The 18,808-nt window shown below is 33.1% G+C and carries 21 protein-coding genes; 7 read left to right on the plus strand and 14 right to left on the minus strand.

Annotated elements, in window-relative coordinates; genetic code table 11:
* Window positions 1–61: 61 nt before the first annotated feature.
* Complete coding sequence (locus tag AAGU07_RS12245) at window positions 62–724, plus strand: 2,5-diamino-6-(ribosylamino)-4(3H)-pyrimidinone 5'-phosphate reductase (RefSeq protein WP_342459399.1); 663 nt, start codon at window positions 62–64, stop codon at window positions 722–724.
* Between the two features lie 157 nt (window positions 725–881).
* On the opposite strand, the gene AAGU07_RS12250 is transcribed toward AAGU07_RS12245, so the two are convergent.
* Window positions 882–1,085: a hypothetical protein gene (locus AAGU07_RS12250; RefSeq protein ID WP_342459400.1), complete on the minus strand. Its 204-nt coding sequence runs from the start codon at window positions 1,083–1,085 to the stop codon at window positions 882–884.
* Window positions 1,086–1,569: 484 nt separating this feature from the next.
* Here AAGU07_RS12250 and AAGU07_RS12255 point away from each other — a divergent pair, with 484 nt between their 5' ends.
* Window positions 1,570–1,860: a hypothetical protein gene (locus AAGU07_RS12255; protein WP_342459401.1), complete on the plus strand. Its 291-nt coding sequence runs from the start codon at window positions 1,570–1,572 to the stop codon at window positions 1,858–1,860.
* 54 nt (window positions 1,861–1,914) lie between these two features.
* Window positions 1,915–2,628, plus strand: a complete 714-nt coding sequence (locus tag AAGU07_RS12260) for a glycerophosphodiester phosphodiesterase family protein (RefSeq protein ID WP_342459402.1) — start codon at window positions 1,915–1,917, stop codon at window positions 2,626–2,628.
* 55 nt (window positions 2,629–2,683) lie between these two features.
* Here AAGU07_RS12260 and AAGU07_RS12265 read toward each other — a convergent pair whose 3' ends face one another.
* The gene (locus tag AAGU07_RS12265; protein WP_342459844.1) at window positions 2,684–3,352 is read right to left on the minus strand and encodes a histidinol phosphate phosphatase domain-containing protein; all 669 of its coding nucleotides are present in this window, start codon (window positions 3,350–3,352) and stop codon (window positions 2,684–2,686) included.
* Window positions 3,353–3,653: 301 nt separating this feature from the next.
* Here AAGU07_RS12265 and AAGU07_RS12270 point away from each other — a divergent pair, with 301 nt between their 5' ends.
* Window positions 3,654–4,526 (plus strand): pantoate kinase, encoded by an 873-nt coding sequence (locus AAGU07_RS12270; RefSeq protein ID WP_342459403.1) that lies wholly within the window; start codon window positions 3,654–3,656, stop codon window positions 4,524–4,526.
* Between the two features lie 212 nt (window positions 4,527–4,738).
* On the opposite strand, the gene AAGU07_RS12275 is transcribed toward AAGU07_RS12270, so the two are convergent.
* The 10 genes from AAGU07_RS12275 to purC all read right to left on the minus strand — a co-directional run bounded on the left by AAGU07_RS12275 (window position 4,739) and on the right by purC (window position 12,619).
* Window positions 4,739–5,524: a winged helix-turn-helix transcriptional regulator gene (locus AAGU07_RS12275; protein ID WP_342459404.1), complete on the minus strand. Its 786-nt coding sequence runs from the start codon at window positions 5,522–5,524 to the stop codon at window positions 4,739–4,741.
* Between the two features lie 286 nt (window positions 5,525–5,810).
* Window positions 5,811–6,254 (minus strand): universal stress protein, encoded by a 444-nt coding sequence (locus tag AAGU07_RS12280; RefSeq protein ID WP_342459405.1) that lies wholly within the window; start codon window positions 6,252–6,254, stop codon window positions 5,811–5,813.
* A 277-nt stretch (window positions 6,255–6,531) separates the two neighbouring features.
* A complete protein-coding gene (locus AAGU07_RS12285; RefSeq protein ID WP_342459406.1) occupies window positions 6,532–6,699 on the minus strand; it encodes a hypothetical protein in 168 nt (55 codons plus the stop codon).
* 220 nt (window positions 6,700–6,919) lie between these two features.
* Window positions 6,920–8,329 carry a single-stranded-DNA-specific exonuclease RecJ gene (recJ, locus tag AAGU07_RS12290; RefSeq protein WP_342459407.1) on the minus strand — a complete coding sequence of 470 codons (1,410 nt, stop codon included), beginning with the start codon at window positions 8,327–8,329 and terminating at the stop codon, window positions 6,920–6,922.
* Window positions 8,330–8,946: 617 nt separating this feature from the next.
* On the minus strand, window positions 8,947–9,219 hold the full coding sequence (locus AAGU07_RS12295) for a signal recognition particle protein Srp19 (protein ID WP_342459408.1): 273 nt from the start codon (window positions 9,217–9,219) through the stop codon (window positions 8,947–8,949).
* The gene (locus AAGU07_RS12300) at window positions 9,219–10,013 is read right to left on the minus strand and encodes a uroporphyrinogen-III synthase (protein ID WP_342459409.1); all 795 of its coding nucleotides are present in this window, start codon (window positions 10,011–10,013) and stop codon (window positions 9,219–9,221) included. The genes AAGU07_RS12295 and AAGU07_RS12300 overlap by 1 nt, the downstream gene beginning before the upstream one ends.
* 20 nt (window positions 10,014–10,033) lie before the next feature.
* The gene (cobA, locus tag AAGU07_RS12305) at window positions 10,034–10,747 is read right to left on the minus strand and encodes a uroporphyrinogen-III C-methyltransferase (RefSeq protein WP_342459410.1); all 714 of its coding nucleotides are present in this window, start codon (window positions 10,745–10,747) and stop codon (window positions 10,034–10,036) included.
* A 55-nt stretch (window positions 10,748–10,802) separates the two neighbouring features.
* Entirely contained in the window at window positions 10,803–11,459 is a 657-nt protein-coding gene (gene purQ / locus AAGU07_RS12310; protein ID WP_342459411.1) for a phosphoribosylformylglycinamidine synthase subunit PurQ, read from the minus strand.
* A gap of 43 nt (window positions 11,460–11,502) precedes the next feature.
* On the minus strand, window positions 11,503–11,757 hold the full coding sequence (gene purS / locus AAGU07_RS12315) for a phosphoribosylformylglycinamidine synthase subunit PurS (protein WP_342459412.1): 255 nt from the start codon (window positions 11,755–11,757) through the stop codon (window positions 11,503–11,505).
* A gap of 115 nt (window positions 11,758–11,872) precedes the next feature.
* Complete coding sequence (gene purC / locus AAGU07_RS12320) at window positions 11,873–12,619, minus strand: phosphoribosylaminoimidazolesuccinocarboxamide synthase (protein ID WP_342459413.1); 747 nt, start codon at window positions 12,617–12,619, stop codon at window positions 11,873–11,875.
* Between the two features lie 257 nt (window positions 12,620–12,876).
* Between purC and glmS the strand changes: the two genes are divergently transcribed.
* The 3 genes from glmS to AAGU07_RS12335 all read left to right on the plus strand — a co-directional run bounded on the left by glmS (window position 12,877) and on the right by AAGU07_RS12335 (window position 16,896).
* Window positions 12,877–14,655: a glutamine--fructose-6-phosphate transaminase (isomerizing) gene (gene glmS / locus AAGU07_RS12325; RefSeq protein WP_342459414.1), complete on the plus strand. Its 1,779-nt coding sequence runs from the start codon at window positions 12,877–12,879 to the stop codon at window positions 14,653–14,655.
* 336 nt (window positions 14,656–14,991) lie between these two features.
* Window positions 14,992–15,762: an epoxyqueuosine reductase gene (locus AAGU07_RS12330; protein WP_342459415.1), complete on the plus strand. Its 771-nt coding sequence runs from the start codon at window positions 14,992–14,994 to the stop codon at window positions 15,760–15,762.
* 99 nt (window positions 15,763–15,861) lie between these two features.
* On the plus strand, window positions 15,862–16,896 hold the full coding sequence (locus AAGU07_RS12335) for an NAD(P)/FAD-dependent oxidoreductase (protein ID WP_342459416.1): 1,035 nt from the start codon (window positions 15,862–15,864) through the stop codon (window positions 16,894–16,896).
* 39 nt (window positions 16,897–16,935) lie between these two features.
* Here the strand turns inward: AAGU07_RS12335 and AAGU07_RS12340 are convergent, their stop codons facing one another.
* Both AAGU07_RS12340 and AAGU07_RS12345 read right to left on the minus strand, forming a co-directional pair.
* Window positions 16,936–17,745 carry a response regulator gene (locus AAGU07_RS12340; protein ID WP_342459417.1) on the minus strand — a complete coding sequence of 270 codons (810 nt, stop codon included), beginning with the start codon at window positions 17,743–17,745 and terminating at the stop codon, window positions 16,936–16,938.
* 810 nt (window positions 17,746–18,555) lie between these two features.
* Window positions 18,556–18,726 carry a hypothetical protein gene (locus tag AAGU07_RS12345; RefSeq protein ID WP_342459418.1) on the minus strand — a complete coding sequence of 57 codons (171 nt, stop codon included), beginning with the start codon at window positions 18,724–18,726 and terminating at the stop codon, window positions 18,556–18,558.
* Window positions 18,727–18,808 lie beyond the last annotated feature (82 nt).

The raw sequence follows: 18,808 nt of genomic DNA on the forward strand, positions 1-18,808 counted from the left end.
ATTTTTTTAATTTTATGTTCAAAAAGAATTTAAAGCTTAAATGATTCGTAAACGTGATAAAATGAAACCTCATATAATATTAAACGCTGCAATGACCTTAGACGGCAAAATTGCAACCAGAACAGGAAGTTCTGAAATTTCAGGCAAAGAAGATTTAATAAGAGTTCATAAGCTGCGGAAAGACATGGATGCAATAATGGTGGGAATAAACACACTTCTTGCAGATGATCCAAGACTTACAGTGCATAAAATTGAAGCTGATCCTGAAGACAGCCCTGTAAGAATAGTTGTTGACAGCAAAGCCCGTACTCCCCTGAATTTTCGTATTTTAAACAATGAAGCGCCTACAATAATAGCAACAACAGAAAGTGCAGACCCTGAAAAGATCGAAGCTCTAGAAAAAAAAGCAACTGTTTTAAAATGCGGTAAAGATAGGGTTGATCTTAAATCTTTAATGAAGGAACTTTCAAAAATAGAAATAAAGACCTTGATGCTTGAAGGAGGATCAACGCTGAACTATTCAATGCTTGAAAATGGACTTGTTGATGAAGTCAGGGTATGTGTAGCTCCAATGATTGCTGGTGGATCCAAAGCCAAAACTCTTGTCGATGGTAACGGTATTGATAAAATGAAAGATGCAGTTAAATTAAAGCTTAAAAAGAGTTATGGTTTAGGTGAAGATCTAATACTGGAATATGATGTAATTAAAGGAAATGCTAAATAAACATTTTCAATATTTAATTTAACACCATATATGTTAAATCTGATACTTGAATACGATGTAATTAAAGGAAATGCTAAATAAACATGTTAATGTTTAATTTAACATTATAACCTAAATACAATGTAATTTTGAATAATAATAATAATACCATATCTGATTAACGGCGTTTAAATAAGAGCAAGTAGATTCCCAGTACAAGTAATATGGCCGCTATTATCATTACCAGATAATCAAAGAAATTTGGAACTGCAACCCTTACCACTACTATTAAAACAGCAACTATAATATATATGATACCTGTAAGCCTGTCATCTATAATTACACCCCCCTTTTTCCCTTTTATAGTTATTATTAACAACATAATTATTATATTTTTGTAAATGTTTAGGCAGTGCATGATTAAAGGAATGAAAAGGATTTATTATATCAATTAAACCATAAATCTCAAAAACTTCCAGTACTTGACTGCAAAGGTAAAGTCATTGGCATCATAGAAAGGAGATGTAACTAAAAATCTGCTGAAAATGATTGCTGCAAAATAAAAGGTTCTATTAACATATATGAAAAATAAAGTTAATCCATATAATTTTTTGAGTAATTTTAAGTTGATTTTAACTGGGGTTTAAATACCTTCGAACACAGGAGGATATCCAATTCAACCATCAAATAAAGTTAACCCACATACTTAAGTAATTATAAGTTGATTTTAACCAGGGGTTTAAATACTTTTGAACCTGGTAAAATATCCAGTTTAAAGTTAAAAAATAAAATTTAGAAAAATATATAACCTCAAAAACTGATATTATCATGCGATAAAACATTTTAAGAAATAGGAGACGATTTTAATGGAAGTTGAAAATGTATTTACTATAACCAGTTTAGATCAATTAGTGGTATTAGAAATAAATGAACGAGTACACGACATTTTATATAAAGCAAGTAACGACATTGAAATTACAGAAATAGATATTGAAACTTTAAAAATAGACAGTTTAACTTTAGGGTTAATTGAAGACAACGGCCCATTTAGAGTAATAGCCTCTAACCTTATAGCTAAAATTAACTATATACTAGACAACATAGAAATGGAAGAAGATGAAGACATTTGCGGGTGCGGGTGCGAAGAAGAATATTAATTCTTTTTCTTTTTGTTATTTTGATTTAAATTAATTTTAATGCAGGTGTGTTAAATGCAGGTCATAGCCCACAGAGGTGCGTCCTTTTTAGAGCCCGAAAACACCATAAGAGCCGTTGAAAGGGCCGTAAAGATGGGTGCTGATTTTGTTGAAGTTGACGTGCGGGTGAGTAAAGATAACAAGCTTGTTGTAATGCACGATCCAGATATCAACCGTACGACAGATGGAAAGGGGCTTGTAAAAGATTATACGGTTCAGGAACTTAAAAACTTCGACGCAGGCTATCAAAACTCTAAGTTTTGGAGCCGCAAAAATGAAATTTTTGCAGGAAATGGAGAAACAGTTCCAACCTTAGATGAAATAATAACCTGCGTAAAAGACAGGATAGGGCTTGTAATTGAGATTAAAGAGCCTGGGACCGAAGTTAAAATCCTTGAAAAGATAGATGAAAATAATTTAGAAAATGTCATACTGACCTCTTTTTACCATAAAAGCATTAAAAATGCAAGAAAAACGGACCCTTCTGTAGATGCAGGGATTATATTTACCTGTCAGCCTGTAGATGTGAATCAGATGGTGTCAAATGCATGTGCTAATATTATTTTTCCAAGTTACAGATATATGAATGAAGATATGGTAAAACAAGCCCAAAATAAGGGCATATCAGTTTATCCATGGACCATTGACGATCCAGAGATATTTGAAAAGTTCGTTGAAATGGGTGTGGACGGTATTGTGACCAATAAATTGATAGAAAAATGTAAATGAAGAGTTTAGGTTTATTTATAGTTAAGTATACTTTAGAAAAAGTAAAGAATAAAAATCACTCAACTATACCCTTATTCCTTAAAATTTCCAGAGGGTTGTCTCTTAATGCTCGTAAGATCTCTTTTTCAGGTAATCCTGCACCCTTAGCTATATTATAAGCAGTTTCATAGGAAATAATATCTTCAGGCGCGTGGGTATCTGTATCCACAACCAGATTTGCACCGACTTCCATGGCCACTTTAGCTACATGCCCATTTGAAAGTGAATGGCCCCTTCTTGCACTTATTTCAAGCGCAATGTTGTTATCTTTAGCAGTTTGAGCTTCTTCCTGAGTTATTAGTCCAGGGTGTGCCAGTATATCCACATCAGGACAGTTTACTGCAGCCCAGTTGGTTCCTTCCACTACAGGCTCCATCAGGGTTTCCCCGTGGACGACTATTATTTCTGCCCCTAATTTTTTGGCCTTGTTTGCGAGTTTGCCTATAATTTCAGCCGGAGCATGGGTTATTTCAGCCCCCGGAATGACTTCTATATTCCAGTTTTCTCTTATATCTAATATTACATCTCTTATCTGCCTAACACAATCAATGTTAGACGCATCAACGTGATCAGTTATTGCAATTGCTTCATGATTTAATACCTGTGCTCTCCTTGCAATTTCAGACGGTAAAAGTTCCCCGTCGCTGAATATACTGTGCATGTGAAGGTCTATTCTTTTATTTATATGATTCCCTCCCAACTGATATTTGAATTTGAATTATAATTGTTTTTAGATAATTAATATTGAAATTTTCCTTATCTTTTTATTGTCAAACAGCCTATTAAAATATAGTGATAAAATGGAAATTTAGATATTATTGATTTATAAAAAAAATGTTAAATTGATAATCACGATCAACTTCAATATTTTGATAATGTGCTTAAATGAAATTTTAAATTTGCTGGTTTCATTACTTAAAAAATTGTTAAATAACTTTAAAATTCCGATTAAGTCGTTTTTATCTTTAAATTAATAGGGTGTTAATATGAATTGTTCAATATTTGTTCCATCTCACATTACAGGGTTTTTTGAGATACTAGATAATGATAATCCCCTTAAAAAAGGATCCCGCGGTGCGGGAGTTGTTATGGATAAAGGAGTTGTAACAAAGACAAAAATAATTGATGGAAATGGAGTACAAATAAAAATTAATGGAAAAACTGATGCGCGAAATGCTACAATAACTGAAAAAACCATAGAGATCATTAAAAGAGATTATAATTTAGACAATAAAAAAATAGTAATCACTCATGATGTAGATGTACCTATCGGTGCAGGATTTGGGACTTCAGCATCATTTGCTCTTGGAACATCCCTAGGAATTTCAAAGATTCTTGATTTGCCATTAACATTTAATAAAGCCGCACAAATTGCCCATCTTGCAGAGGTGGAAATGAAAAGTGGTTTAGGTGATGTTATAGGGGCTCTATCTGGAGGGCTTGTTTTAAGGCTCAAAGAAGGCGCACCTGGGATTGGAGTAACAGATAAATTACTCTTAAATCAGTCTGAAGACCTTTATGTTATTTCAAAATGTTTTGGGGAAATAAATACAGGAGACATCATCGAAGATCCCGTCCATAAAGAAAGGATTAACTCAACAGGGCGAGACCTGCTATTTAAACTTACGAGTAATCCGAGACCTGAAAATTTAATGAAATTATCAAGGAAATTCGCTGAAAAGACCATGCTCATGAGCAGTGAAGTTTGTGAAGCTGTAGATATATTGGAAGAAGAAACAATAGGTGCTTCCATGGCTATGTTGGGAAATACAGCTTTTGCAATTTCTAAAAGTCCAGATACAAGTATTGAAAATGCAGTAGTTGCAAAACTTAATTATAATGGATTAAAATTTTTATAAAATCTTATACAATAATTTAAATCAGTTTTCTAAATATAATAATCAAAATAAGCACTATAATCAGTACTCTGAAGATAACATAAAACAGGACCCAATACATTATTAAAACCATATTATAATTAATATTAAATTTTTATATTATATTATTGATTGAACATGGCTTAAAAAATAGTAAATAATCAAGAAGATAAAGCAGACCCCTGTGACACAGATCATTCCTTAAAATCTTCTATAGTGTATTGAATACCTTCCTCATCCATTTTTTTTGTTATACTTTTAGTCATGTTACCAACAGCAAAAACCAGCACGTTTAAACCTCTTTTTGCTGCAGCCACAGTGGCATAAGGGGTTGCAAATTCAAAATCTGGAGAAATTTTTAATTTATCTGTCACGGCCCTTGAGATGGTTCCCATTATGCCCACCCTATCAAATCCTTTTTTATATATTTCCTGTATTTTATGGGTATTAACTGCCCTTGATCCCCCATGATTTATTGTAGGAAGTTTTATTATGGTTACATTACCAGATTTAAGCTCTATTGTACCATTTAATCTGCTTAAAGCTACATCTTCTCCTGAAACTGCATCATTAAGCACTTCTGCTGATGCCGATGTTTTTTCATTTGTGGCATATAAAACTCCATTTTCCATTTTAAGCCAAACATTCTGGCCAGATTTAAGTTCTTCTTTTGCTATTGCAGGCCATATTGACTTATAAGTATTCATTGTTTCTACAACTTCATCAGCATACTTTCTAAGGTCAACAGCTTCTTTTTTAAGCTTTTCAATTCCTCTTTTTGTAATATGGTACCTTGCAGTTCCTTCCCTTATTTCTACAAAACCGTCATCAGTTAAGCTTTTAATATTTTCAGAGACTGCTTGAATAGTTATTCCAAGTTTTTCAGCTATGTCCTTTTGCCTCAGGTGGGGCTGCTGCTTGGCTATCTCTGCAAGAATCTGAAACCTTGTGAGTTCTCCTTTTTTCTTGAAAACTTTCATTTATTCACCAATTTAGTAATTTAAAGATTTAAATTGAACTGAAATAGTAAAGACTAACTTATTAAAATCTATCATGAAAATATTCTTAAGTAGAATATAAGATATTATCATATAACTAATTTATTAAATAGGGCCTTGTGTTTGTCATGAATAACCAAACGTTAATGTATTGTTTATAAATAAGCATTATTGCTAAATTATTATTAAAATTTAATAAGTTAAAGTCTACATCATATAAAATAGTCTACAGTATAGTATTTCCATTATTTCTTAAATATGATTAATTTTACCGTACTACCAATACAGGACATGATGCAGTTCTTACTACTTTTTCTGCAACGCTTCCAAGTAAAAATCTGTCCATACCATGTTTTCCAGCAGTCCCCATAACAACAAGATCAATTCCTTCCTCTTCAATGGTCTTACGAATTGTACGGGCGGGACGGCCTTCCTTGGTCATAAAAACTAATTTTATTTCAGTATTAAGTTCTTCTTTACATTTTAATGACATATCAATGATAACATCAAAGGATTTTCTTCCTTCATCTTCAAGCATTTCTTTAACCCTTGTTATTGCTTTTTCAGTTGGTAATCCCATAAATAAAGAATTATCAATTACATATAATGCTAAAAGTTCTGCATTACTCTTACCTGCAATCCATATAGCCTGTTCTGCAGCTTTAAGGGCGGGTTGTGAACCATCTGTGGGCAACAATATTTTTTTATACATTTTAATCACCTTTAACAATTAACCTGAATAATTTTTTACTTAACCTAACACAAATTAACGAGAATGTTCCGTTAAATAAATTTCAATGTGATTGAACAGGCTGGAGATGATATCCATAGTTAGGGCTATTATATACCAGTGATATTCTTTTGATTCTAGAGTTGTCATGTTTTCCATTTCTTTTCCCATTTCACGAAGCGTGTTTAGGGCTTCTTTTAATCGAGACCTTGTTTTACCTTTTTCATATTCATATGGTTGAAATTCTATATCTTCAAGCCTAACCTCCAGAATATCTGATGCTTTCTGCAGTTTGCCCGATTATCTTTGGATTACCCTCTTCAATGGTACCTGAATTAACAATGCTAATAAAACCACCTGAAGTTTCTCCCATCTCATTGATATAATTTAAAAATAATTTTTCAAGTTTAGGGAATGCTTTATTCATAGTAATATTTATACGAAAAAAAGTATTTTAATATTTCTATCAGTATCAAAGAAATTTATCTTATTTTATCCTGCCAATGGTGCATTTCGTAAATTATAGGATTCATTTATATTTTTTACAGCATTTAAGGTGCTGGCAAGATTTTTTATTAAATTAAATTATGAAAAATTAAAAATGATACACCTTACCAATTTTAAAGAAAAAAAATATTAAATTGAAACTAAATTTTACCGGTTAAATATTCATCAAATACATTAAGGAATTTATCCACATTTTCTTCAGGAATATACGCCCCGCATGCAACAGAGTGTCCGCCGCCGTTTCCGCCGACTTTAGCTGCCACTTTCCTTATTATATTTCCAAAATGTATTCCATCATAAGCTAAAAGCCGTGAACAACGCAGTGATACTTTTATTCCTTCAGAATCTTCCCCAACAGGAGTAAATCCGATTATTGGTTTTCTCCAGTCACCATAGCTTAAAATCATTCCAGCAACAGTTCCAATTACTTCACTTTTTATTTCGCTGCCCTCAAAATACTGCAGGTTTTCTAAAGAAATAATCCTGTCTTCTTCCGTTACCCATTCCATTTTTTGAGCAAGATACCTCCTGTGCTCAAGCGCAAGCTGATCCATCTCGTCCAGTGCAAGACCCCTATCGCCTTTCAGGACATTGAGTGCAATTTCTGGATGTTTATGGCGGCTGCAAGCATTAACCGCAGTTGAAAATTCACTGGCATCCCGAAGTGGAGAATACTTTCGTTCCCCTAAAAAGTCATAAGACTCTCCAGCAACAAGTTTTGGAACGTGCTTTATGTACCTTTGAGGTACTTCCTTGCTTAACATCCGGACTAACTCTGAAAATATTTTGCCCTTTTCTTCCTGAGTTAAATCACATAAAACTCTTGCTCTTTTACCATTTTTAGTTGGAATATCAAGCTTATTCAACATATGAATACATTCAGTCCTACTATTTGTTATAGGGAGTTTAACATCCCCAAAATATGAAAGCGCCACAAATATTGGCCTTGTCTGTCTTCCATAGATAGAAAGATCATTATTTGTAGCTATAAGTTTATTTTGAACACTTGCTGCAAGAATTTCCTTATTTAAGCCCACTAATTTTCCAGACATGCTGTTTTGCATATCTCCTACTGCACTTAAGACTCCTAACCAGCTTAGATCATCAAATCCAAATGTGTGTGCAAGTAAGTAGGACATTCCACCTCCTGAAACATCATGTGATCCATCTATACCATAGTAATGGCAGTTTAATTCCAGGAAATTGCCCGAAACATGGTTGTCAAAAACCATTGGTCTTAAAGGAGGGTGGTGGTCTAAAATAAGTATATTAGATGAACCATTTCCTAATTTGTCTACATTTTGTCCAGAGCCCAAATCCGAAAATATGGTAAGTTCATTCTCAAGTTCAAGGCTGTCTAATTTATCAAGAGTTACAAATTCTACTTCATGGTCTTTCTCTAGATTATCCAGCATTGAAGATAATATTGCACCTGCGGTTATTCCATCGCAGTCGATGTGGCTGTATATCTTAATATCTTCAGCATTCTGGACCATTTCATGAGCCTTCAAAAAAGCGAGGTTCATTTGATCCTGTTTATTGATTTCCATTTCCTTTTTAGCTCCAGTGAAAATTTAATTTAGTAGATTTATTAATGATGTGATTTATAGTGGATGACCAAATATTTTTGATGTTTGCAAATCCTCAAAATCTTTCAAAATTCATAGAATTTTAGAAAATACCTTGTATTTTCTAACCTTTGGAAATCTGTCAAATCTTTGATTTGACGCCACAAAAATCAAAGATTTTTGTAGGCTTTGATTTCCAATGTTTGCAAATTGAAAATTTGCAACCGTAAAAAATCGTAGATTTTTTACATGCTCAAACGTTCCGCGTTTGACAGTCCCAAAAATCTACGATTTTTGGGTATTTTGAATGCACAAACACAACGTGTTTGTCAGCTTTGCATTTTCTTTAGTTACAATTTTTGAATATCTAATAATTTATAAGTTTAAAAAGTTATGTTTACGGAACTTCGTTCCGTAACCGTGAAAATTTATAAGTTTAAAAAGTTATGTTTACGGAACTTCGTTCCGTAACCGTGAAAATTCTATGAATTTTCACATGTCATTCACTATGAAAATAAAAGGAATTATAAATGAAATTAAAAATTATCAACTAAATTTAAATTATGAAATTATATGTTTTAACTTCATTAAAATATTAATTAGGACCGCATTCCCTTTATCATGTTACTTATTTTAATCAGTGTTTCTTTTTTAGTGTTGCTTTTATCTACAATCACTCTACCAGATGATTCCCACCATGATCTAGAATAAGATTTATATTTTTCAACTTCAGGGTTAAGATGGAGTTTTTGTGCAGCTTTGTTAATTTCCCTTATTTTTGGAGCAGATATTGCATCTTCCTTAGAAATACGTCTTCCATCTTTTTTTGTCCTTTCAGAATCAATATAAGCCGGCCATATTATTGTTCTCATCAGTTTCCCTCACTTGGTTTATCATTCATCACATCTACCAGTTTATCCAGCATATTTTTAAATGTGTACACTTCAGGCATTATGGGATTAATTTTATACGCATCCAGCACCTTTTTGGTTATAGGGCCAATTGCTGCAACTAAAACTTCATTATTCCGGAATATATCTAAAATTTCTGCCTTATCTTCCTCTTTAGCAATTTTAATAAGATTTTTAACTGTTAAAGGGCTTGTAAACATTACAACATCTATATCTTTATTCAATATGTCATCTATAAGCTCATAAATCTTTGATTTATCATCAGGCATCTCTGACTTATATGCGTCTGCAAGGAAAACCTGCGCCCCTATGTCCTCAAGCCCATCTGGAAGTGTGTATCTTGCAACCATGGTTCTTGGAAGCCCCATTTTCATGCCTTTAACGTCAAATTTTTCAAATGCTTCCAGAAGTCCTTCTGCAGTATAATTATCAGGGATAAGATCGGCTTTTACATTGTACTGGTTTAAAACCTCTTCAGTTTTAGGGCCTATAGTTGCGATCTTTAAATTTCGAGCACCTTCAAGACTGCAATGTTTAAAAAATGATTTTATAGCCCTTGGAGACGTGAATATAAGCCAGTCAAGTTCATTTATCATATTACATAATTTTATCACTTCTTCTGGCTTGGAATCTTTGAGTTCAATTGTAGGAGTTACAATTGGAACTGCTCCATAAGATTTTACCATTTCAACTGAGTCTTTAGCCCTTTCAGCAGGTCTTGTTATAACAATTTTTTTACCTTCTAATCCCTTCATGATATTGCCTTCTTAATAGATCAGTCACTGATTTGATTCATCTCTTTAAATACATCAACAACATTTCCAATAACCACTAAAGCAGGTGGTTTAATATTTTTTTCAGCTATGTTTTCCAGTGTGCCGGTTATTATCCTTTGATTTTCCATCGTACCATTTTCAATTACACAAACTGGAGTTTGAGGATCTTTATATTTCATAATTTCTGCTGTATTTTCAGCTAAATTTCCAATACCCATAAGTATTACAATTGTATCGGCTTTAAAGTCCCATCCTACCTGTTTTTTACATTTAGTTGGGTCTTCGTGGCCTGTAACGATTGTAAACGATGTTGCAACACCCCTGTGGGTAACTGGAAGTCCAATTGTTGTGGGAACTCCGATAGCAGAAGTTACACCTGGAACTAACTCAAAATCAATTCCTTCTTCTACAAGGGCCAGAATTTCCTCGCCCCCTCTTCCAAATACGAAAGGATCTCCACCTTTAAGACGTACAACTACATCATTTTCTTTTGCTTCTTCAACAAGGAGTTTGTTGATTTCATCTTGAGACTTATAATGATGTCCTGCTTGTTTTCCTACATATATCAGTTTTGCGCCTTCTGCATATTTTAAAATTTCTTCGTTTGCAAGTTTGTCGTACAGCACAGCATCCGCTTTTTTTAACACGTTTACAGCTTTGAGAGTGATAAGTTCGGGATCTCCTGGACCCGCACCTACTAAATAAACTACCATGTGTTCACCGTTTAAATTATAAAAGAATTAATAATGGATAATTCTATGGATTATCCTATGATTTAAAATTAACTATTCCCTTAAAGAATTTAAGGCCATCTGAAGAACCTAAAATCGTTTCTGATGCTCTTTCTGGATGAGGCATCACAGCACATATAAGCCCTGTTTCATCACAGACTCCCGTTATAGCTTCCATAGACCCATTTGGGTTTTCTCCTTCAAATTTCAGCACGATTTGATCCTGATCGTGAAGTTTTTCAATTTCTTCATTGTAATATCGGCCTTCAGCGTGTGCCATTGGCATGTTAATTATTTCATTCTTTTCATACATGCTTGTAAAAGGAGTTCGGGTCGATGCAACTTTTAATTCCACCTGCTTGCAGATGAATTTAGCATTATCATTGTTTGTGAATACGCCGGGTACCAGACCGACTTCTGCCAGTATTTGAGCTCCATTACAAATTCCAAGGACGGGTTTTTCTTCTTTAACTATTTCTTTTATACCTTCTATAACAGGAGTTATTGAGGCTATTGCTCCAGCCCTCAGGTAATCTCCATAAGAAAAGCCGCCAGGAATTACAATTGCATCAAAATCAGATAAGTCTTTTTGATTCCACCAAACGTAATCAGGTTCTCCTCCTGCAATTTTTAGAGCGTGAAATACATCTCTATCACAGTTTGAACCTGGAAAGCGTATAATTCCTACTTTCATTGTTTTCCTCTTTATATTATTTTTATAAATACCTATTCCAATATTATGCATCACTTGGAGTTATATTAATTTCGTAATCATGAATTACAGGATTACAGAGAAGTCTCTGGCACATATCGTCCACTTCTTCCATTGCAAGTTTTTCATTTTCTTCTTCGAGTGTAAATTTAATTATTTTAATAGTTACAGTTCCTTCAACTTCATATCCTAAAAGAGCAAGAGCTCTCTGTGTTGTTGAAGCTTCAGGATTTAACATGCCTTTTTTAAGGCTTATTTTAACTTCAGCATCGTACTTCATATCATCACCAATAAAATAAAATTAAAAGTAATAAGTTTATTCATTCATAGATTACACTTTATCCTTATTAACTTTATTATGAAAATTTTACTTAAAGTCCATATTCAGCTTAATTCTATAATTCGATATTCCATTTTTCTTTATCTTCATCATCAAGTATCATGGATGCAACTTTTTTATAAGCGTCTAGAACACCAGACTCGCCTTGTCTAAATAAATCTTTATCAAGAGTATCACATGTTTCCATATCCCAGAATCTACATGTGTCCGGACTTATTTCATCTCCTAAAACTATATTTCCATCTGCATCATAACCAAACTCAATTTTAAAATCAGGGAATAAAATTCCTTTAGACTCTAAGAAATCTTTTAACACTCTATTTATTCTTAAAGTGGTCTCTTTAATAATTTTAAGTCTATATTCATCTATAAGGCCAAGTGCAATTGCAATGTCATCATTTAACATTGGGTCTCCATATTCATCGCTTTTATAGTCTATCTGTATTATTGGAGGCTCAAAAGTCTGTTTAGGTTCAAAAGGATATCTTTTTAAAAGACTTCCAGCTGCTATATTTCGTGTGATCACTTCCAGAGGGATCATTTCAAGTTTTTTTGATAACATAAGTCCTGGTTTTATAAGTTCTACATACTGGGTTCTGATTCCAGCCTCTTCAAGTATTTCAAAAAGTTTTGCAGAAATTATTGAATTCCAGAATCCTTTTTCACTTAAATTATCTTTTTTAGCCCCATTTCCAGCTGTTATATCATCTCTAAATTCTACAACAACTTTCTGAGGGTCATCAGTTTCATATACGCCTTTGGCTTTACCTTGATATATTAGGGTTCCAATTTCGATAGTCATGTTAAACTCCATTTCTTATATTTAGTATCAAATATTTATATAGATATAAATTCCAATTAGTGATGTTGTAATATGTTGTAATTTTAGGATTATAAAATTGATGCAAAACTTAAAAAATAAAAGAATGTTACTCATTTATATGAGATAGGAATTATAATAAAGTTATTATAATTTTAAAATTATAAAAATTGATGAAAGACAATTAATAATAAAATAGAATATAATTAATACTCATATGACACCTTTTGGTGAAATTTATGTGCGGGATAATAGGATGTATATTAAACAATGAAAAGGCTGCGCCTGTACTTTTAGAATGTGTAAAAAGGCTTGAATATAGAGGCTATGATTCTATAGGCATTGCAACATCTGGAAGCGATATAACTATTAAAAAAGACAAGGGAAAAATCGATGATGTCCAGGCAAATCTAAACTTAACCGACCTTCCTGGAGAAATGGGGATAGCTCACGTCAGGTGGGCCACCCATGGATTACCTACAAAAGAAAATGCCCATCCACATACTGACTGTAAAAACAGAATAGCTGTAGTCCATAACGGAATAATTGAAAATTATAAAGAATTAAAAAGCCAGTTAGAAAAAGAAGGACATATATTTAAGTCCGAAACCGACACTGAAGTTATACCCCACCTTATAGAAAAATATATGGAACAGGGAAACAATTTAGAGGATGCAACAAGACTTGCAATTGGAGATCTTAAAGGTTCATATGCTCTGGCAGCTATATCCCGTGATGAACCAAATAAAGTTGTAGGTGCAAGAAAAGAGAGTCCCCTTATAGTAGGAAAGGGCACAGGTGAATATTTTATAGCATCAGACGTCCCTGCCATATTAAAACATACAAATAAAATTATTTATCTTGAAGATAACGAAATGGTTATTTTAAGTGATGAGGGGATCACAATAAAAGATCCTGAAGGCAAAGTAATTGAAAAAGAAATTTTCGTCATTGATTGGACCCCTGATATGGCTGAAAAAGGTGGTTACGATCACTTCATGTTGAAAGAAATTCACGAACAACCAAAAGCAGTTAAAAATACCCTTCGTGAAGCATCTGAAATTAAAAAAATTGTCCAGAGTTTCCCTAAATTTAATAGAATATGTTTTGTAGCTTGCGGAACATCATACCATGCATCTTTAATTGGTAAATATCTATTCGAAAATTTGGTTGGAATTTCAACAGATGTTACCTTAGCTTCTGAATTCGAATATTCTGCAGAAACGCTGGATGAAAATACACTTGTAATTGTTATAACACAATCTGGAGAAACTGCAGATACTCTTAAAGCTTTAAGACTTGTTAATCACAAAGCCAAAACACTTGCCATTGTAAATGTGGTCGGAAGTACAGTAACCAGAGAAGCAGAATATGTTGTATACACAAGGGCAGGCCCTGAAATAGGTGTAGCAGCAACTAAAACATATATAAGTCAGCTCACATCCATCTATCTTCTTGCAATCTGCATGAGCGGGCGGATGGAACTTTTAGAAAAGTTAGAAAGTATTCCAGATTATATGGAATCAATACTTGAAAATGAAGACTTCATTAAGAAAATAGCATGCAAATATAAAGATGCTAGAGATTTCTTCTTTATTGGACGAGGATTTTCATATCCAACAGCTTTAGAAGGTGCTTTAAAACTTAAAGAGATAACTTATATTCACGCAGAGGGTTATGCGTCAGGTGAATTAAAACATGGCCCACTCGCACTTATTGATGATGGCATTCCTGTTGTTGCAATAGTACCTCCAGGTAAAAGCCATGATAAAACATTAAGTAATGTTGAAGAAGTAAATGCAAGAGGTGCTCGTGTTATTGGTCTTGGATCATCAAAAGACGAAGATTTAAGGTCAGAAACCAGGGATATGATTGAATTTGACGATGAGATTAATGAAATATTTTCAGCTATACCATATGTCATTCCTCTACAACTTTTATCATATTACATCAGCGTCATGAAGGGTATAGACCCAGATAAGCCTAAAAATCTGGCTAAATGTGTAACAGTAGAATAAACTACTGAAACATATCTTTTATAATTAAAAACTAATTTCACTCTTTTAATTCTTTTTAACTGAATTTATAAACGCTCATGTCCCTGATCATGTGTACAATTCATGTTTTATGTTAAATTATAATATCAATTAAGTATAGTGGATTATACTTCAAAATGTAATTTATTTTAACCAGATAACCTATAAAAATTCAAAGAGAGATTGCCACACATGCACATGAACGACAATAAATCAATACTCTTAAGATTTCCAAAAAGTTTAAGAACTTAATTTGAAATTTATAGAAAGCATTGAAAAAGTAAGATGTTGGTATTAAATCTTTAGCAGGTAGATCAGATGTTATTAGACACTATTAAAAAGAATATGGCAGAGTTTATCCAAAATAACCCGCAAAATTTTGTTGAAGAACTTGATATGATGCAGATATGGGATCAACCGCTGATTGGCGTGGCGAGCGCGTCTGATCCACTTTGGGAAAAATTAAAAGAACCTAATGTAATTGGACCAGATCATTTAACACCTGATGAATGGTTATCTGGAGCAAAATCTATAATTTCATATTTTTTGCCATTTACAGAACATGTACGCAGTTCTAACAGATCAAAAGGTCTGCCATCTAAAGAATGGCTTTATGGGCGTTGTGAAGGTGAAATATTTAACAATGCATTACGGAGACTAATTGTGAGACTAATTGAAACTGCTGGAGGAAAAGCAGTTGCTCCAGCTTTAGAAGAACGTCTTACAGTTGCTAATCATGTAAGTAACTGGTCAGAACGTCATGTTGCTTTTATTGCAGGCCTTGGAACTTTTAGCTTGAATTATTCTCTAATTACCAATTTAGGGTCGGCAGGTCGTTTTGGTAGTGTCATCACAGACCTTGAATTTGAACCCAATTCCAGGCCATATCAAGAAATAGATGAGTACTGTACCAAATGTGGGGAATGTATTGACCGGTGCCCTCCCCTAGCTATCAATGAAAAGGGTAAAAATGCTGAATCTTGTTCTAAGTTCCTTGATAAGACACTTAAGTTAAATAAACCAAGATATGGGTGCGGTAAATGTCAGACAGCAGTTCCATGTGAATACCAGAATCCAACGCTTATTTAATAAAGAATTACCCTGACATTTTTAAGGATATAATCAATCCAAACATGAAACTTTTAAGGATTATATACCTATTTTTACTTTTAGGAGGAATAAATTTAAATGTATGACGTAATGGTAATAGGTGCAGGCCCTGCTGGTTGTATAACAGCAAAAAGGTTGGCTGATGCAGGTTATGATGTTCTGCTGGTTGAAAGAATGAGTATCCCCCGAGAAAAATCATGTTCGGGTATCCTGATTAAAAAATCCATTAATGTGATAGAAAACGAATTCGGAAAAATACCAGATTCAGTTTTATGTAAACCCAATATAAGTAAAGGCATTGTCATTACCAACGAAAAGGGCCAAACATTCAAGTTTAAAAGCGACGGTTTAAATGTATGGAGGAGCCTATTTGACGAATGGCTTGCTTTAAAAGCTCAAAATGCAGGTGCTGAACTTAGACAATCAACTTCAGCTATTGCTTGTGCAGAAAAACAGGATTATGTATCAGTAAAACTTCATGATGGCGAAATATATGAAGAAAAAGCCAGAATTGTTGTGGCATGTGATGGGGCAGACAGTAATATTAAAAAGGATTTATTTAAAAAGCCAAAAAACTATGTTTTCACCTATCAAACCTTTTGCAGAGGTACTATTGATTTAGACCATGACTTCTTTCATGCGTTTTTGGATCCTCAACTTTCCCAGTATGATGCGTGGTTCAATGTTAAAGATGATCTTTTAATTTTAGGGGTAGGTGTCAAAGAACCAGCATTAATGAAAATGTACCATTCAAGATTTCTTTCATTTCTTAATTCGCAGTTCAATGCCAAAATAGAATCACGTGTTAAAGAAGAAGTTGGAATAATGCCTACTGTTACGTCGGGATGTCCAGTTAATTTAGGGAAGGGCAGAATTTTATTTGCAGGAGAAGCAGCAAGTTTTCTTAATCCTATTGGAGAAGGAATATCAAGTGCATTAGCCAGCGGATATGCTGCAGCAGAAGCTGTTAAATCTGTATATAAAACTAATAATTTCAGTGTTAAATCTTTAATAGATACGTATAACTACAACATATCATCTGAAAAAGAGTACATGACAAGACAATGGACTATCCTAGCCGGCATGTCATCTAAATTTTCTTATATGAAATAAAAAATAATGAAAACAAATTTTATTTTAATAAAAGTTTATCTATTGGAAACTTGAACCCATTCCAAGATCCACGACGTAGTGTTCTTCTGCAAAATATCCCCTTTCTCCTAATTCCTTAATAAATTCCACCAGATTTTCAAGGTCATTTGCCTCAGCGGATTCAAGTTTAATATTCTTTTCATCCACAGATAACTTTTTTTCAGGGGTTTTAAAGTCTCCAGCAACCTGTAACCATAAACTTTTGGGAACTCTCTCATTGAAAAGTTGTATATTACCAGCTCCATCTTTAGCTACTTTTACATCAATATTTGAACTTTTCAATTCTTCAAAATTTGCAATTTTTGTTTCTAAGCTTTTATGCATATCTTCTGCTTCTTTAACGCCCCTTTCCTTTAATTCTGTTGTGTAGTTATTAATTAAACTTATAAGGTCATTTCGGCTTTCTATCAGTTCTTTTTCAGCATTATGGCGTTCAATTGCATAACTAATAGCTCTCGAAAGTAATCTAGCACTGACTTCCCCTTTCATCAGGTAATCCTGTGCGCCTTCCCTTACAGCCCTAACTGCAACCTCTTCATCATCTAAACCACTTAAAATAACAATTGGTAATTCAGGTTCATATTCATGTGCTCTTTCAAATGTTTCAAGACCTATACTATCAGGTAAACTAAGGTCTAAAAGTAGAACATTAAATAAATCATCGTCTAAAAGTTTAAGCCCTTCATCAAGTCTTTTAGCCCATGATACTTCATATTTTGTTGTTTTTATATCCTTAAACATCTCGCTTATAAATCTTGCATCCGCGTCGTTATCTTCTATTAACAACACTTTAACGAGTCTATCTGCCAATGTATTCACCTTTTCATTTCCTCATAAATTAAATCATCATTTATCTGAGCATTTAAAAATTTTACAATTTTTATTCTAGTACTATTTTGTATATTCATATTATTCAAATTTACTAAATTTACTAATATGAATACAATACATTTAAAATCCCAAAAGAAACAAAATATTATGTTAATTATACTGCAAATGTATTACTACTATTTTTAAGTATTTCTAATTTTAAGTAGTTTAACTATTTTACTTGCCTAGTTACAATCCATAGTTCTCATTAAGTGCCATTTTAAATGCAAATAGTTAAATTTAAGAATAAAAAATAAAATAAAAGTGGTATAACATTTATAGATTCGGGTTAAAAATTTCAATAACCAGAACTAATGGAAACATAGGACAATCGCTCCACGGAAACATAAGGAAATATTATGGACTGCTCACAGTATTATGTGTAATTTTAGGCTTCATATTCCCCCAATTTTCTGTCTTATCCCCATATGTATCGATTTTACTTGCCGTTTTAGTCTTCTCCAGGTTTTGAACACAAAGTAGCTGATTTCACAAGAATAATAAATCATCCCAAAAAGTTTTAGTACTTATTCTATCTAATCTTGCATTATATCCTGTTATTGGGATTTTATTTAGCTATTTTATTCTGCCGTCACAGGATATTTACGTTGGAACAATTCTTTTATGTTTTGCTCCTTCACCCGTCGTCACTGCATTATGGGCAGAACTTTCAAACGGAGATAGTACTATTTCTGTAACTACAGCACTGTTTTCCATGATGTTAATTATATTAATTTATCCCATAATCCTTTATTTTATGAGTATTGCATCCCCGGAACTTGCAGTGTCAATATTTAAACTTCTTGCTTTGTCCATATTTGCTCCAGCAGTTATTGCGCTATTTTTAAGAGTAGAAGAGGATAAATATATCCCCACTAAAAATATAATTACTTTAATTTCCTCTTTTGTGAGCTTAATCATAATATAATTGCAATAGCCCACATGGTATCAAATGTAATGAACGATGAATTCAGCATAATTCTGCTGCTTGGAATGTTAGTCA

The sequence above is a fragment of the Methanobacterium sp. genome (assembly GCF_038562635.1).
Taxonomy (GTDB): Archaea; Methanobacteriota; Methanobacteria; order Methanobacteriales; family Methanobacteriaceae; genus Methanobacterium_D.